9 protein-coding genes and 1 pseudogene are annotated in these 16,952 nt (G+C 41.0%); 6 read left to right on the top strand and 4 right to left on the bottom strand.

From position 1 onward, the window contains the following. Both VB654_RS08050 and dcm read left to right on the top strand, forming a co-directional pair. Positions 1-627, top strand: a pseudogene (locus VB654_RS08050) (restriction endonuclease); the annotation flags it as partial. Positions 628-664: 37 nt separating this feature from the next. Next, complete coding sequence (dcm, locus tag VB654_RS08045) at positions 665-1,966, top strand: DNA (cytosine-5-)-methyltransferase (protein WP_323213168.1); 1,302 nt, start codon at positions 665-667, stop codon at positions 1,964-1,966. 12 nt (positions 1,967-1,978) lie between these two features. Here the strand turns inward: dcm and VB654_RS08040 are convergent, their stop codons facing one another. After that, positions 1,979-2,770 carry a Tab2/Atab2 family RNA-binding protein gene (locus VB654_RS08040; RefSeq protein WP_416235669.1) on the bottom strand — a complete coding sequence of 264 codons (792 nt, stop codon included), beginning with the start codon at positions 2,768-2,770 and terminating at the stop codon, positions 1,979-1,981. 30 nt (positions 2,771-2,800) lie between these two features. Here VB654_RS08040 and VB654_RS08035 point away from each other — a divergent pair, with 30 nt between their 5' ends. After that, the gene (locus tag VB654_RS08035; RefSeq protein WP_323213167.1) at positions 2,801-4,612 is read left to right on the top strand and encodes an ABC transporter ATP-binding protein; all 1,812 of its coding nucleotides are present in this window, start codon (positions 2,801-2,803) and stop codon (positions 4,610-4,612) included. Between the two features lie 129 nt (positions 4,613-4,741). Further along, positions 4,742-5,272 (top strand): pentapeptide repeat-containing protein, encoded by a 531-nt coding sequence (locus VB654_RS08030; protein WP_323213166.1) that lies wholly within the window; start codon positions 4,742-4,744, stop codon positions 5,270-5,272. A 303-nt stretch (positions 5,273-5,575) separates the two neighbouring features. Here VB654_RS08030 and VB654_RS08025 read toward each other — a convergent pair whose 3' ends face one another. Beyond that, positions 5,576-6,334, bottom strand: a complete 759-nt coding sequence (locus VB654_RS08025; RefSeq protein ID WP_323213165.1) for a YebC/PmpR family DNA-binding transcriptional regulator — start codon at positions 6,332-6,334, stop codon at positions 5,576-5,578. Between the two features lie 173 nt (positions 6,335-6,507). Here VB654_RS08025 and VB654_RS08020 point away from each other — a divergent pair, with 173 nt between their 5' ends. Then, on the top strand, positions 6,508-7,797 hold the full coding sequence (locus VB654_RS08020; RefSeq protein ID WP_323213164.1) for an ABC transporter substrate-binding protein: 1,290 nt from the start codon (positions 6,508-6,510) through the stop codon (positions 7,795-7,797). Between the two features lie 143 nt (positions 7,798-7,940). Beyond that, positions 7,941-11,471, top strand: coding sequence for a methionine synthase (gene metH / locus VB654_RS08015; RefSeq protein WP_323213162.1), 3,531 nt, complete (start codon positions 7,941-7,943; stop codon positions 11,469-11,471). Positions 11,472-11,710: 239 nt separating this feature from the next. On the opposite strand, the gene VB654_RS08010 is transcribed toward metH, so the two are convergent. Together VB654_RS08010 and VB654_RS08005 are read right to left on the bottom strand one after the other, a co-directional pair. Further along, on the bottom strand, positions 11,711-16,393 hold the full coding sequence (locus VB654_RS08010; protein ID WP_323213161.1) for a type I polyketide synthase: 4,683 nt from the start codon (positions 16,391-16,393) through the stop codon (positions 11,711-11,713). 44 nt (positions 16,394-16,437) lie between these two features. After that, a partial coding sequence (locus tag VB654_RS08005; protein WP_323213160.1) for a siderophore biosynthesis protein occupies positions 16,438-16,952 on the bottom strand: 515 nt, incomplete at its 5' end.

Here is a 16,952-nt window from a genome sequence, read left to right as displayed (position 1 = left end):
ATACTGGAAGACCAACCTCTTTCTCAACTACACAAAGACGTTATAGCTTTGATTTTGTTTGGTAGTAATTCCACAAACGAAAAAGCTTCAGAAATCCTAGTAAAATGTGAAATTGGTAACTACATAGGTAGAACAGATAAGTTACAACAATTTATTAAACAAAGATATATCTGGGTTAGTCGCATTACTGCTGGTTCCCAATCAAATACTTTAGGACAAATTACTCAAACTTTTGTTAAAGAATATTTAGAAAATCACCTTAATCTTCCAAATGTTAATATCAAAACAAATGGACAGATACCAGAGATAAGTCATACTGAAGACAATAATCCGACAACATTTGATATTGTACTTTCTCAAGAAAATAAGTATGTAGCTATAGAAGTCAGCTTTCAAGTAACTACCAATAGTGTCATTGAGAGGAAAGCTGGACAAGCAAAATCGCGCTTTGAGCAAATTGAAGCACTTGGATATAAAATAGGTTATGTCCTTGATGGTGCTGGCAACTTTGAAAGAGAAAATGCGCTCAGGATAATTTGTTCATATAGTCATTGTACAGTGGCGTTCTCTCGTGAAGAACTTGATGTATTTTGTAATTTTTTAAAGGAATATTTTTTAGACAGATAAATGATTTTAATTTTTAGGTAAAAAACTATTTAACAAGATGCAAAAAATTAGGTTCATTGACTTATTTTCAGGAATAGGGGGAATTAGATTAGCCTTTGAACAAGCGGCTAATTCCTTAAATCTAGAAAGTGAATGTGTTTTAAGTAGCGAAATCAATACAGATGCTCAATTCGTTTACGAAACCAACTTCAATCACAAGCCATTAGGTGATGTTCGATTGATAGATAAACTACCAGAACATGAAGTTTTATTAGCTGGTTTTCCCTGTCAATCATTTTCTCATGCTGGTAAAAAAGAAGGTTTTGGCGATACAAGAGGGACACTATTTTTTGAAATTACTAGATTACTTGATACATATAAACCACAAGCTTTTATTTTTGAAAATGTCCGAGGAATTTACAGTCATGACCAAGGTAAAACTCTATCAACAATTAAACACGAAATTCAAAAAAGAGGTTACAGCTTTGATGCTTTTTTGCTGAATAGTGCAAACTTTGGTTTACCACAAAACCGTGTCCGAATTTATTTAATAGGTATTTTAAACGCCACGCCTAAGTTTAATTTAATGTCAGATGTGGGACCAAAAGATTCTCATACTTATAATCCGCAACAGATGTGTTTATTTCACCAAACCCAAAAAACTGCAACTGTTGCTGATATTTTAGAAGATAATCCTAGTAGTAAATATGATTGTTCTCCAGATTTTATTAATGCTTTAAAACGGATATTTAACGATGAGTTAAATCGCTTACATGGCGTAAGACTAATTGATTATCGAGGAGGAAATTCTATTCATTCTTGGGAATTAGGATTGCGTGGTGAATGTAGTGCAGAAGAAATCGCATTGATGAACCAGTTTATATTAAAAAGACGAAATAAAGAATTCGGTTGCGAACAAGATGGTAAGTTATTAACTCAGGAACAAATAGCTAGTTTTTGTGATTATCCTCATCTGGGAGAAATTTTAAATTCACTAGTTGCCAAGAAATATCTTAAACTAATTAATGGAAAATATAAACCTTTATCGGGTAATTTTTCATTTGAAGTTTATAAATTTGTAGACCCAAATAAAATTTCAGTAACATTAGTTGCCAGTGATGCCAATAGATTAGGGGTGTATCATAATCAGCGAGTGCGGCGACTAACGCCCCGTGAAGCAGCAAGGTTACAAGGTTTTCCAGATAGTTTTCTACTTCATCCCAATGATGATAAAGCTTACCATCAACTAGGAAATTCAGTAAGCATTAATGTAGTTAAAGCTGTTGCTGAAGAAGTGTTAGTGAAAATGTTGTCTTATTCTCAATCAAAAACAGAGAAGATTGAGGAATTAGTTATCTAACAAATTCTAGAACTAATTTTCTGCCCTTAATAACCAAAAGCCTGTATAAGTCATCCCGGAATCATCGGGTTGGACTAATAAAAAATGCAATCCTTGGCTTTGTTGTTGACGCTGTTGATAAAATTTTGCAGCAGATGCAACATCGGTATCTTCAAATGTCGCCACTATCCACCTATCAACTAAACCAGCTTCTAATATTAAACCATTTGGTTCGCCAGCTATGTAATTTAACGCAACTGGCTGTGCTTCTTCTAACCATCGCGCTAAATACATCGATTTTCTGCCACCATAGATAATGACACCAGGGACAGGGACTGTAGATGCTAAACCCAGATTTATCGGTTTCAAAAACTCTGGTATAGATACAATCGGTATCGGGCGTTGTGCAAACACATCCGCGAGTTCGCCGGCTGAGAGGGTAGCAAATCGCCACTCTTTCCCCCAGAGATTTTCGGGTAATGGTGTTGGGGGTGGTTTATCCAAGGCTAAGGGATATTGCTTTTCTTCTAACCACTGTTTTAACGCCAAAGTGTAGCGGGTAGGTTCAACGTCAATATCTAAGTTGTTTGCAGCTGCTTGAATTAAACTCAAAGACTGGGGACGAAATACCTGAATGATATCTGGTAAGTTATCGCCAGCTGCTAACTGAAGTTGAGTCGCAACCCAATGAGAGTTGGCTGCTGACTGGGGACAGGTGGCTGTATATTCAAAACTACGAGTTGCGTCACAAATCAACAATTCCCAGAGAATTTGTCCAGTATCCTGCACCGGACTACGATAAAAATCAACTTGCCAAATTTTCATAATTTTATAAGAATCAGTATAAAAATAAGTATGAAAAAGATAGGGAACACTCTGCGCCAGTCATTGGCTGTTTTTCGCTATAGCGGACGGGCTATCGGCTTAGTGTGGAATACTAGCCAGATTTTGACCATTATTCTTGCTACTTTAACTTTAGTTGCGGGTCTTTTACCAGCTGCGATCGCCTACATTGGCAAGTTAATTGTGGATGCTGTGGTTTTAGCTTCTCAAGTTGGTAACGGTAATATTTCTCAACCTTTATTATATGTAGGATTAGAAGCAGTTGCGATCGCACTCTTCGCAGGTAGTCAACGGGGGATTTCTATTTCTCAATCGCTGTTACGGGTGCTACTAGGACAAAAAGTAAATATACTGATATTAGAAAAAGCCCTGACATTAGATTTACGCCAATTTGAAGATTCCGAATTTTATGACAAACTCACCAACGCCAGGCGAGAAGCCTCAGTGCGTCCCCTGTCTTTAGTCAATCGTACCTTTGGCTTAGTACAAAACGCCCTTTCCTTAGTCACCTACGGCATTTTATTAATAAACTTCTCATCTTGGGCAGTCATAGTCTTAATTTTAGCTGCCATGCCCTCCTTTATTGCTGAAACCAAATTTGCTGGACAAGCCTTTCGTTTATTTAGTTGGCGTGCGCCAGAAAGTCGTAAACAGCAATATATAGAAAGCTTACTAGCCAGAGAAGACTATGCTACAGAAGTCAAACTTTATCAACTAGGTGAAACCCTGCTAGAACGTTACCGCAATTTGTTTCGTCAACTATATAGTGAAGATAGAGACTTAACTTTGCGCCGGGGTTTGTGGGGATATCTCCTAAGTTTAGTGAGTACGGCGGCTTTTTACCTAGCTTATGCTTGGATAGTCGTTGAAACAGCGATGGGGAGGATTTCTTTAGGAGATATGACCATGTATCTCACGGTGTTTCGTCAAGGACAGTCTACATTTTCTAATGCCCTAACTTCAATTGGCGGAATGTATGAAGACAACTTATATTTATCCAACCTTTACGATTTTTTAGAAGAAGAAGTTCCCAAATCTTGGGGTAGTGCAACCAGAGGAATAAACCCTGAAGATGGAGTTTGTTTTGAGAACGTATCATTTACTTATCCTGGAAGTTTGCAACCTGCATTAACAGATATTTCTCTACATTTAAAACCGGGAGAAAAACTCGCAATTGTTGGCGAAAATGGTTCAGGTAAAACTACCTTAATTAAATTACTCACTCGACTTTATACCCCAGATTCAGGAAGGATTTATTTAGATGGTTTAGACTTGCAAGAATGGGATGTTGATGTATTGCGTCAACGTATTGGAGTAATATTTCAGAACTTTGTGCGTTATCAATTCACAGTCGGAGAGAATATTGGAGTCGGGGACGTAGAACATTTAGCAGATAAACATCGCTGGGAAATAGCCGCCGAAAAAGGCATGGCGCAACCCTTCATAGAGAGATTACCCCAAAACTTTCAAACTCAACTAGGGCGTTGGTTCAAGAGTGGACAAGAACTTTCCGGGGGACAGTGGCAAAAAATCGCCTTATCCCGTGCATTTATGCGAACAAAAGCAGATATTTTAGTATTAGACGAACCAACATCAGCAATGGATGCTCAAGCCGAGTTTGATATCTTCAATCATTTTCGCACACTGACACAAAATCAGATGGTTTTTTTAATTTCTCACCGTTTCTCCACAGTGAGAATGGCTGATAAAATTGCAGTTATCGAAGATGGTAAAATTGCAGAACAGGGAACCCATGAGGAATTATTACAGACAGGGGGACGTTACGCCAAATTGTTTAATTTGCAAGCTGCCGGCTATAAATAATTCGTAATGGGCTACGCCCCGCTTCGCTAAGGTAATTCGTAATTCGTTCAGAGGGTGTGGGGAACCTACGTTTAAAAACATGGGATTAGTAGCACTATATTTGAGATTGGAAAAGAAATTAGAAGTAAAATGATAGTCTTGAAAATGACTCCAGAAGAATTGGTTGGTCACTACCTCCAAGGGGAGCGTGACTTTAGGGGAATCAAGTTGATTCAATCCCCGTTCGATGTCGAAGGAAACGAAATCGACTTGCGGGGGTTGTGTTTGCAGGAAATTAATTTGAGTGGAGCTTGTTTGAATAAGGCTGATTTTACCGAGGCCGATCTGAGCGGAGGCAATTTGTTCGGAGCTGTTTTGGAACAAGCTTGTTTCAGACGCGCTATCGTCAGAGATGCCAATATGTACTCCATTAATTTGAGTTGGGCTGATTTGACCGAAGCTGATTTGAGGGGAACTATCCTCACCCACATGAATGCTAACTGTGCTTACTTCGATAGAGCCAACTTCGGTTATCGTTTTGAATATGCTATTTTAGCTGAGACCAGTTTCCGAGATGCTCTTATTCCCAAACAAAGTATTTGTGGTTATGGAAACTTGATTTGGAATACTACTATGCCCGATGGTACTGTCGAACGTGGTCCCTACTGGGGAGATTTTTAAATTCTTCTTTATATCACTTTCTGAATCTCAGTAGGAATATTTGACAGGAAATCATACCCAGTTATTGTTTCTAGCTCATCAATGTTCATCAGTCCAATTGCTTTTCCATTGAACAAGGAGCTTTGTGTCCAATTTTTATCTGGATCTTGATTAAACTTCTTACCAAAAAATCATCTCTTATCGCCTGAAGAGTTGGTAGAAGCAATCACAGAAGAACGCAGATGAACACGGATAATTTTTCACCTGTCAAAACTCTCTCAAACTCTTCCTCAGCGTCCTCTGCGCCTCTGCGGTTCGTTCCTCTTAAACCATCAACAACTCCAAAACACTGTCCGACATATCAAAATTAGCAGTCACATTCTGGACATCATCCAACCCCTCTAGGGTATCAATTAACTTGAGAAGCGATCGCCCTTGCTCAAAATCAACAATTTCAATATAATTGCCAGGAATCCAGCGTAACTCCGCATCATTAACTTTAAAACCCTTATCCCTCAACCTCTGACTGAGAACCTCTAAATTCGACATCTCAGTAAACACCTCAGCCATATCATCCTCAGTCATTTCATAAAACTCCGCCCCACCTTCCAGAGACGCTTCTAGAAGCTGGTCTTCATCCTCCACCCCAGAAACTACACACACACCCTTTTGGTCAAACATCCAGCTAACGCAACCCGTTTCACCTAAATTTCCACCACATTTACTAAAAGCCCCACGTAAATCAGCCGCCGTGCGATTACGATTATCTGTCAGGGCTTCAATTAAAATAGCCACACCACCAGGGCCATAACCCTCATAGCGAATCGCCTCAAAACTAGCACCATCACCGCCAAAAGTTCCCGCTCCTTTAGCGATCGCCCGTTCAATATTATCATTAGGAATATCAGCCGCCTTAGCCTTATCAATAGCTGTACGTAGCTGAAAATTTAAATTTGGGTCTGGTACACCACTTCTAGCAGCAATAATAATTGCCCTAGATAACTGGGCGAAAGTCTTGCCCTTTTTGGCATCTACTACCGCCTTCTGGCGCTTAATATTAGCCCATTTACTGTGTCCTGCCATAATCTCAAATGATTAACGCTTCCTTAAAAGTTTAGGATATATGTAGTTTTTGCCTAGATGTAAAGGACAGCCTATTGAACTGTATAAAAATCACCTCAATTGTGCGATACCTTATGAGACGTTATGCACGGCTTTTTTTCATACCCCAGAAATATAGGAGAAAAAGAAAAAACGTGCAGTACTACTTTAAAAGTTTACTGCTGTTACTGCTAGTGGGCATACTAGCTTTAGGTGGATGTCAGACGATGCGAATAGCCAAGACAGGTGTAATTCATCTGACTTTATGGCAAGGTGTAAACCCACCACCCAATCGAGATGTCTTACAAAAGCTTGTAGATAAATTTAATCAAACTCATCCGAAAATTCAAGTAGAGTCTCTTTATGCTGGACAACAAGACCAGCAAACGCCGAAAATTTTAGCCGCAGTTGTGGGCAATGCGCCACCGGATTTATTATGGTATAACCCCACCATTGCCGGTCAATTAGTCGAGCTACAAGCTTTAATTCCTTTAGACGAAAAGCTGAATAATTCTCCTGTTAAAGCCGAAATTGACCCGGCTTTGTTTGAGTCAATGGAATACCAGGGTCAAATTTGGTCAGTGCCATTTGCGACCAATAATGTTGCTGTGTACTACCGTCCCAGTTTATTTAAAGCCGCCGGTATTACTGAATTACCCAAGACTTGGGAACAGTTTCGGGAAGTTGCTAAAAAATTGACTCGTGATACCAATGGCGATGGTCGCATCAATCAGTATGGAATGTTTTTGCCATTAGGAAAAGGAGAATTTACAGTTTTCACCTGGCTACCATTTATGTGGAGTAGCGGTGGGGAATTAGTCAACGGGGAAGCGGAAAAGGCATCTGCCGTAATGTTACAAAATAATCCTGGTGCGATCGCTGCCTTACAATTTTGGCGTAATCTGATTGCAGATGGTTCCGCTATGTTATCCAGCCCCGAAAGAGGCTATGAAACAGGTGACTTAATCGCTGGTAATGTCGCCATGCAAGTCACAGGCCCCTGGAGTTTAGGAGAATTTACCGCCAGTGGCGTAGACTTTGATGTTTTTCCCATTCCAGTGAATCAAGAACCCGCTACCAGCGTCGGCGGTGAGAACTTATTTTTATTCAAAACCACACCAGAACGAGAAAAAGCCGCCTTCACCTTTGCCGAGTATGCCATGAGTGCAGAATTTCAGACAGAACTAGCATTAGGAACAGGCTACTTACCAATTAATATCAAATCTCGCCAAGATGCACAATATCAAGAATTTGTCAAGAAATTACCACCCGTGCAAGTATTTTTAGACCAAGCCAAATATGGGCGATCGCGACCCATCTTTCCCGGTTATAATCGCATATCCGACAGCTTAGGCCGAGCCATAGAATCAGTCTTACTCAGTCAAAACACCCCAACAGAAGCCCTAAAAATCACCCAACAGCGCTTAGATTTAATCTTCAATTAAAACTCCAACTCTTTGCGCCTCTGCTTACTGAGCGAAGTCGAAGTATGCGCCTAGTGCGTGCAACAAATCCACCAAACCCTCATAAAACGCAGACAATTTGGGAAAATAATAAAATGAAAACTACAAGACCGATGTAGGAAAATATGACTCATCCGTTCCTAGAACATTTACATAGTCCAAATCGCCCAGTTCTCGTCTTTGACGGTGCAATGGGAACCAACTTGCAAACGCAAAACCTCACAGCTGAAGATTTCGGAGGTCCACAATACGAAGGTTGTAACGAATACCTAGTCCATACCAACCCTGAAGCCGTCGCTAAAGTACATAGAGACTTTCTCGCCGCCGGCGCTGATGTCATCGAAACCGACACCTTCGGCGCGACATCCATAGTTCTAGCAGAATATGACCTAGCAGACCAGACCTATTATCTCAACAAAACAGCCGTAGAAATAGCCAAGCGCGTCGCCGCCGAATTTTCTACCCCAGAAAAACCCAGATTTGTTGCCGGTTCCCTGGGACCCACAACCAAACTCCCCACCTTGGGACACATTGACTTTGACACCCTCAAAGCCAACTTTGCTGAACAAGCCGAAGCCCTATTTGATGGTGGTGTGGATTTATTCCTCGTAGAAACTTGCCAAGACGTGCTGCAAATCAAAGCCGCATTGAATGGTATAGAAGAAGTTTTTGCCAAAAAAGGGGAACGCCGCCCATTAATGGTATCGGTCACGATGGAAAGCATGGGTACAATGCTTGTCGGTTCAGAAATCAGCGCTGTTCTGACAATATTAGCCCCATATCCCATAGATATCCTTGGTTTAAACTGTGCCACCGGGCCAGACTTGATGAAACCGCATATCAAATATCTGTCCGAACATTCACCATTCATAGTCTCTTGTATACCCAACGCAGGTTTACCAGAGAACGTCGGTGGACAAGCACATTACCGCCTGACACCAATAGAATTACGCATGGCGTTAATGCATTTTGTTGAAGATTTGGGTGTCCAAGTGATTGGGGGTTGCTGTGGGACACGTCCAGAACACATTCAACAATTAGCAGAAATTGCCAAACAGCTGAAGCCAAAAATCAGACAGCATAGTTTAGAACCAGCCGCAGCATCAATTTATTCCACTCAGCCTTACGACCAAGATAACTCCTTCTTAATCGTTGGGGAACGTCTTAACGCCAGTGGTTCCAAAAAATGCCGTGATTTGCTGAATGCAGAAGATTGGGACGGCTTAGTGTCCATGGCTAGGGCGCAAGTCAAAGAAGGCGCACACATCCTTGATGTCAACGTCGATTATGTGGGACGTAACGGTGTCCGGGATATGCACGAACTGGTTTCACGCATTGTCAATAATGTTACACTGCCTTTAATGCTGGACTCCACAGAATGGGAAAAAATGGAGGCGGGTTTAAAGGTAGCCGGCGGTAAGTGTTTGCTGAACTCTACCAATTACGAAGACGGCGAACCACGTTTTCTGAAAGTGCTGGACTTGGCAAAAAAATATGGTGCGGGCATAGTCATTGGGACTATCGATGAAGATGGGATGGCACGGACAGCCGAGAAAAAGTTTCAAATTGCCCAACGCGCCTATCGTCAAGCTGTAGAACATGGTATCCCGGCAACAGAAATATTCTTTGATACTTTAGCCCTACCGATTTCTACGGGGATTGAAGAAGACCGAGCCAATGGCAAAGCCACCGTTGAGTCAATTCGTCGCATTCGCCAAGAATTACCCGGATGTCATGTTATTTTGGGGATATCAAATATTTCCTTTGGTTTAAATCCTGCATCACGAGTTGTCCTGAACTCGATGTTTTTGCATGAAGCCATGACAGCCGGAATGGATGCCGCCATTGTCAGCCCTAACAAAATTTTACCGCTATCTAAAATTGAAGACAAGCATCAACAAGTTTGTCTCGATTTGATTTATGACCGACGAAAATTTGATGGTGATGTCTGCGTTTATGATCCTTTGGGAGAACTTACCACTTTATTTGAAGGGGTAACAACCAAACGCGACAAAGGTGTTGATGAAAGTCTCCCCCTAGAAGAACGCCTCAAACGCCATATCATCGACGGCGAACGCATTGGTTTAGAGAAACTCCTGACACAAGCTTTAGAAAAGTATCCCGCCTTACAGATTATCAACACATTTCTGCTGGATGGGATGAAAGTAGTGGGAGAGTTATTTGGTTCGGGACAAATGCAACTACCCTTTGTCTTGCAATCTGCGGAAACCATGAAAACGGCAGTTGCATATTTAGAACCATTCATGGAAAAGTCAGAAACTGATAGCAATGGCAAAGGAACCTTTATTATTGCCACAGTTAAAGGTGATGTCCATGATATTGGTAAAAACTTGGTGGATATTATCTTAACTAACAATGGTTACAAGGTGATTAACCTGGGGATTAAGCAACCGGTGGAAAATATCATTCAAGCTTACGAAGAGCATAAAGCCGATTGTATCGCCATGAGTGGGTTGTTGGTCAAGTCCACTGCTTTTATGAAGGACAATTTGCAAGCGTTTAATGAAAAAGGAATTACTGTGCCGGTGATTCTAGGTGGTGCGGCGTTAACTCCTAAGTTTGTGCATCAAGATTGCCAAAACACCTATAAAGGTAAGGTGGTTTATGGTAAGGATGCTTTTTCTGATTTACACTTCATGGATAAATTAATGCCAGCGAAGGCTTGTAATAACTGGGATGATTTCCAGGGATTTTTGGATGAAGTGGTGACAGAAGAAGCCGAAATTACTAGCGAAGTAATTACGGAAGCAGTCCCCACTCCCCAGACTCCAGCCCCCATTGATACCCGTCGTTCTGAAGCTGTGGCGATAGATATTCAACGTCCTACGCCGCCTTTTTGGGGAAGTCAGTTATTAAAGCCTGATGATATTCCCATTGAGGAAATACTTTGGCATTTGGATTTGCAAGCTTTGATTGCTGGACAATGGCAGTTTCGCAAGCCGAAGGAACAGTCTAAGGAGGAGTATCAGGCTTTTTTGGCTGAGAAGGTTTATCCGATTTTGGAGAGTTGGAAGCAACGGGTAATTGAGGAGAATCTTTTGCATCCGCAGGTGGTTTATGGGTATTTTCCTTGTCAATCTGAGGGGAATACTTTGTATGTTTATGATCCTAACCACAGAGGCGCAGAGGACGCGGAGGTAAGAGCTAGTTTTGAGTTTCCCCGGCAGAGGTCTTTGCGGCGGTTGTGTATTGCAGATTACTTTGCGCCGAAGGAGTCGGGGGTGATTGATGTGTTCCCAATGCAGGCGGTGACTGTGGGGGATATTGCGACGGAGTTTGCTCAGAATTTGTTTGCTAATAATCAATACACTGATTATCTGTATTTCCACGGTTTGGCTGTGCAGGTGGCTGAGGCTTTGGCGGAATGGACTCACGCTAGGATTCGCCGGGAGTTGGGTTTTGGTGCTGATGAACCGGATAATATTCGGGATATTTTGGCGCAGCGTTATCAAGGCTCTCGGTATAGTTTTGGCTATCCGGCTTGTCCGAATATTCAAGACCAGTACAAGCAGTTGGAGTTGTTGGAGGCTGACAGAATTAATCTGTATATGGATGAAAGTGAGCAAATTTATCCAGAACAATCTACAACGGCGATTATTGCTTATCACCCGGTAGCGAAGTACTTTAGCGCGTAATTATGACGGTTTGTGAGGGCGATCGCGATCGCTCTCACTAATTATGACGGTTTGTGAGGGCGATCGCGATCGCTCTCACAAATTATAAGCTTGGTATAGTCAAACTGTGCTTTTTGGGCAGTCCCTTACACTAAGAGAACTCCACAAAAGAGTTGATCCAAATTTCTGCAACTAAAATGACCTTTCCTCCCCCTGCTCTCAAAACGACGGGATATTTTTTTATTTGGAAGTCTCTAAGACTACCTTGGCTCCAAAGTATCCAAACGATATTCCTGTACTTGGGTAGGTGTCATTTGTTCTACTTGATCGAGTAATGCGGTGATTTCTTCTTTCCTCCCTGTTTCGCTCAGGTTAGACATAGCCAAAACTTCTGTATCATCAGTAATAAGTGATTGATTTTCTCGAATAATTTTGGCTATACCAGCAATGGTGGGTGACTCAAATAAGAATTGTCGCATGGGTAATTCTACTTGAAATTCTGACCGCAGTTGAGAAACTGCTTGAATAGCTAACAGCGAATGTCCTCCCAACTCGAAAAAGTTATCATGAATCCCTATAGGTGAGATTCCCAATAAATTCTCCATTACTTGGGTGACTCTGGCTTCAATTTCATTGCTGGGGGAAACATAAGTAGTGGAAATTTGGGGACGGGTGTGGTTAATTGCAGATATGCTATTTTCTGGAATCTGAGATTGTGGGCGAGATTCTAAGTCTATGGGAGAAACGGTGATTTGTGCGGCTACAGGTTGAGCTAAAATTCTTTGTGTAACTTGCCAAACTTCCTGGGGAGTCATGGCTAAATCTACGAGGGCTGCACCTGTGGGAGTAGTGATTTCTGCTAAACTGACGGCATCCCAGTTAATACTAATCCAGGGTGTGTTACTGTTTTGACTACGCTGATGAGATATAGCATCCATAAAGCAGTTAGCTCCAGCATAAGCAGCAAAGCCAATCCCACCAACCACAGATGAGAGAGATGATTGTAAAAGGAAGAAGTCTAGGGGTTGATTTTTTAGTGCTGCTTCTAACGTTAGCAAACCGTGGATTTTCAGAGAGAATTGTTTTTCACACTCATCCATCGTCAGATTGCGAATCAAACAACTAGCGCGATCGCCCATTGCCGCAGCGTGAATCACACCGTTAATCGTACCAAATTGAGTGAGAGAATGAGCGATCGCCTCCTCAACTTGATCAATCTGGGTTAAGTCAACACTACTAAACAAAAATTCACATCCCTGCGCCTGTAAAGCTTGTAGTTGTTGAATACAATGGCTAACAGCATCTTGACGACCGTGGGTAGCCAACCAATTATCCCATTGTTGTGGCTGCGGTAAATCTGATCGTCCCAAAAACACCAACTTAGCCTTCACCGTATCAGATAGAAACTTAGCATAAATCAACCCTAAACCTGCCACCAAATCCCCAGCAATCACATATACACCCCCTGAAATCAGAGGTAGTTGATTAACTTCAGGATCAGGTAAAGAAATCGGTGTAAATTCTTGTAACCAGCGAGTTTGACCGCGATAAGCAATAGCAGTATCCAGGAAATTTGTAGTTATTTCCCTAACTATTTGCTGTAAATTAAGATTAGAAATAGACACATCAATATGTTGACAAGTCAAATTCGGATATTCTTGCGGAATTACCTTGACTAAACCCAGAATTGTGGCATCATCAGCGTTAACAGTTTCATTACCCAAAACATTTTGTACTTGTTGAGTCAATACACAAATTCGCACAGATGGAGATGAAGAAGATAACGCCTGAATTAGCCAAAGTAAGCTGTAAAAACCAAGATTTTGCTGGTGTTGAAAATTTGTCAGTTCTTGAAGAGTCCATGAATGCAAAATTACATCAGGTAACTGCTCATCTGTTTGTAATTGTAACCAAAGTGTTTTGTAATCTTCCGGTTGATCAAGTGCGATCGTATAATTATCACCTGCTTGAGTAAATCTTTCTCCAGGTTTAACAGTTATTACATCCTGTCCTATTTCCTCAAGTTGCTGGACTAACTTTTCACCAACACCCCCACCATGACAAAATACCAAATAGCGCTGTTTATTTAGAGGCGCAGCAGAACGCAATAGAGGCTTTTGTCTCCAAGAAGGCAAATAAAACCAATTTGAGATATCTTCCTGCTTCTGAAGTGTTTTAGAGCTAGTAGAAGTAGTTTCTAGTAGTGGATACCGTTCCACCCAATAGCGCTGACGTTCAAAAGGGTAAGTAGGTAGAGGTAATCGTCGGCGTTGTTGTTCAGCATAAAATTCTGCCCAATTTACACTCACACCCCTCAACCAAAGCTGTCCCAAAGTTTTGCAAATCACAGCCACATCAGACTGATGATCTTGGGGATGCCGTCCAGATGATAAAATTGGATGTGCATCGGGAAATTGTCTCACTAAAGTACTCAAACTTTGACCAAAACCAACTTCTAATAAAATCTGATTAGGTAATTGTTGGAGTTGGGTAATTCCCTCAGCAAATCGCACAGATTGACGCAAATGATTCGCCCAATAATTGGGATTTGTTGCTTGTTCTGAAGTTATCCAAGTTCCAGTCACATTAGAAATAAAAGGAACTTGGGGAGAAGAAAGTTGAATATTTTGGAAAATTTCCGTCAAAGGAGTCACCGCACTTACCATCAAAGGTGAGTGGAAAGCGTGGGAAGTATGTAAACGCCGATGAGGAATATTGTCATTTTCTAAACGTTGTTCTAAGAGATGAATCGCTGCTTCTGTTCCCGACACGACACATAACTGAGGTGCATTATGCACAGCAATCACTAAATCATCTGTCAGCAACATTTGCAATTTCTCAGCAGCCAGAGAAACAGAAAGCATCACCCCTGACGGGCATTTTTGCATCAATTTTCCGCGCTGTGCAACTATTAGCAAAGCATCAGCCAAAGTGAATACACCAGCTAAAGTCGCCGCCACATATTCACCTATACTATGACCAATCATTGCCTGTGGCTGAATACCATAAGATAACCAGAGTTTAGCCAAGGCGTATTCTACTACAAATAGTGCAGGTTGGGCATAAGCAGTTTGGGTAAGTAAGGCAATTTGCTCTGCTACTTCTTTATCTTTTTCGACAAAGAGAATAGAACGCAAATCTAAACCTAAATGTGGAGTTAATAATTCACAGCAATTGTCAACTTGTGTACGGAAAACTGCTTCTGTGGCGTACAGTTCTTGTCCCATATTTACATATTGGCTACCCTGTCCAGGAAACATAAACACAACGCTAGGTTCAGTATTTTCTGGAGAATGACTCAAAAGTTGAGAAGCATCAAGTCCTGTGAGTATTTCCATTGCTTGCGTTGGAGTTTGACAAACTAAGCAGCGACGATGGTTAAATGCTCTTCTACCAATTTGGAGAGTGTAAGCTACATCCGCAACATCCACATCAGGAAATTGTTGGAAATATTCAGTGAGATTTTTGGTTGCTGTTTCTAAAGCTGATAGAGTTTTTGCTGATAGTGTCAGCAAATGCCAAAGACGGGAACTATTAGCAGATAATGGTGATGGTGCTTCCTCTAAAATTGCATGAGCATTAGTTCCACCCATACCAAAAGAACTCACACCTGCTCTTCTAGGGTATTCATTATTTGTCCAAGATGTTAACTGAGTATTCACAAAAAATGGACTATTGGCAAAATCAATTTGGGGATTTACCGCAGTAAAATTTAAACTGGGGGGAATTTGTTGATGTTTGAGAATTAGGGCTGTTTTAATTAAACCACTTATACCCGCAGCCGCATCCAAATGACCAATATTAGTTTTTACTGAACCAATCGTACAAAATTGTTTTTTATGGGTATGTGGAGAAAATGCTTTAGTCAAAGCCGCAATTTCAATGGGATCTCCTAAAGCTGTTCCAGTACCGTGAGTTTCAATATATTTAATTGTCTCTGGATTTATTTTTGATTTTGCTAAAGCAGTCGCTATAGCTTGAGCTTGTCCTGTGACACTGGGTGCAGTCAAACCAACTTTTTGCGAACCATCATTATTAATTGCAGTAGCTTTGATAATTGCATAAATATGGTCGCCATCTTTAATAGCATCCCGCAGTCGTTTCAGAACCACAATACCCACACCATTACCAAAAACTGTACCTTTAGCATTCACATCAAAAGCACGACAATAACCATCTGGAGAAAGCACACCATCTTCTTGATAAAGATAACCTGTCTTTTCTCCTGAACCGATAGATACACCACCAGCCAGAGCTATATCACATTCTCGACTAAGTAAACTTTGAGCAGCAAGATGTACACTTACTAAAGAAGTAGAACAACCAGTTTGAACACCACAACTCGGACCAGTTAAATTCAATTTATAAGATACACGAGTAGGCATTAAACCCATCACATTACTAATAACAACCTGCACATGATTGGCAGAATCTCGGTAATGAGAATTACTCGATAAATTGACAAGATAACTATTAAGTGCAGCCCCAGCATAGACAGAAATATTTCCTGAATATTGCTGTGAATCATAACCAGCATTTTCTAACGCTTCCCAAGCACATTCTAAAAATACACGATGCTGAGGATCAAGAATTTCCGCTTCTCTGGGAGAATAACCAAAAAAAGCCGCATCAAATTGGTCAATTCCTGGGAAACTAGCATAAGCCCGGACATAATGCGGATTTTGTAAATCTTCCGGCTTTACCCCATTAGCTAATAATTCTTCATCATTTAAAAACTCAATGGAGTTAACACCATTTTTGAGATTATGCCAAAACTCATCTAAATTTCTCGCACCAGGGAACCGCCCCGCCATCCCAATAATAGCGATTTGCTCAGACCTTTCTAACTCCACCGCTTCTAACTTAATTCTAGCATCTTTAAGTGCAGCCAAAATACGCTCAGATGCAGGGTGATTTTTAATCTCATCAATGGAATAATTCATAATTTCTCTACTTTTAAAAATCTCTCATAAAAAACTTATAAATCTTACTCTGTGCCTCTGCGCCTCTGCGTGAGATTATCCTCCATATTTTCCGGATTAATAAATTGACAGCGACTCCGCGCAAAAGCATCTAAAACATCAACAGCACAACTCCGTTCAAATCGCAAACTCCCCTTTTCTTCACCACCGAATTTTTGACAAACTGCGCGATGAGAAGAAGCCAGATAAAGATAAGCATCAACAAACTCTTGATGTTGCTCTTTTAATTCTATTGGTAAATTAGCAAAATGGGGGCGCAACTGCTTCCAAACTTTGACAAGGACTGAATGTTCCCAGGACATTAAACCACTAAAATCATGAGATTTAACGTGAGGAGGCATCATTGAAGGACGAATTTGTACATCATACAATTCGGGATTTAAGCTACCAGCTAATTGCATAGCTGCACCTGATGCTAACATTAATTTTGTAGCAGCTTCTAATTCTGTTTTTGCTTCTGGTAAGTTTCCTTGTGTGAGCCATAATTCAAAGCGACGCAAACAAATAATTAATCCTTGAA

Origin of the sequence: Nodularia sp. UHCC 0506 (assembly GCF_034931045.1) — a bacterium.
Taxonomy (GTDB): Bacteria; Cyanobacteriota; Cyanobacteriia; order Cyanobacteriales; family Nostocaceae; genus Nodularia.
This window is presented reverse-complemented; position numbering and strand designations above follow the sequence as displayed.

Bases quoted from the DNA above. Each gene is read 5' to 3' on its own strand.
- dcm (WP_323213168.1), top strand. From the start codon at position 665: ATGCAAAAAATTAGGTTCATTGACTTATTTTCAGGAATAGGGGGAATT.
- VB654_RS08040 (WP_416235669.1), bottom strand. From the start codon at position 2,770: ATGAAAATTTGGCAAGTTGATTTTTATCGTAGTCCGGTGCAGGATACT.
- VB654_RS08035 (WP_323213167.1), top strand. From the start codon at position 2,801: ATGAAAAAGATAGGGAACACTCTGCGCCAGTCATTGGCTGTTTTTCGC.
- VB654_RS08030 (WP_323213166.1), top strand. From the start codon at position 4,742: ATGATAGTCTTGAAAATGACTCCAGAAGAATTGGTTGGTCACTACCTC.
- VB654_RS08025 (WP_323213165.1), bottom strand. From the start codon at position 6,334: ATGGCAGGACACAGTAAATGGGCTAATATTAAGCGCCAGAAGGCGGTA.
- metH (WP_323213162.1), top strand. From the start codon at position 7,941: ATGACTCATCCGTTCCTAGAACATTTACATAGTCCAAATCGCCCAGTT.
- VB654_RS08010 (WP_323213161.1), bottom strand. From the start codon at position 16,393: ATGAATTATTCCATTGATGAGATTAAAAATCACCCTGCATCTGAGCGT.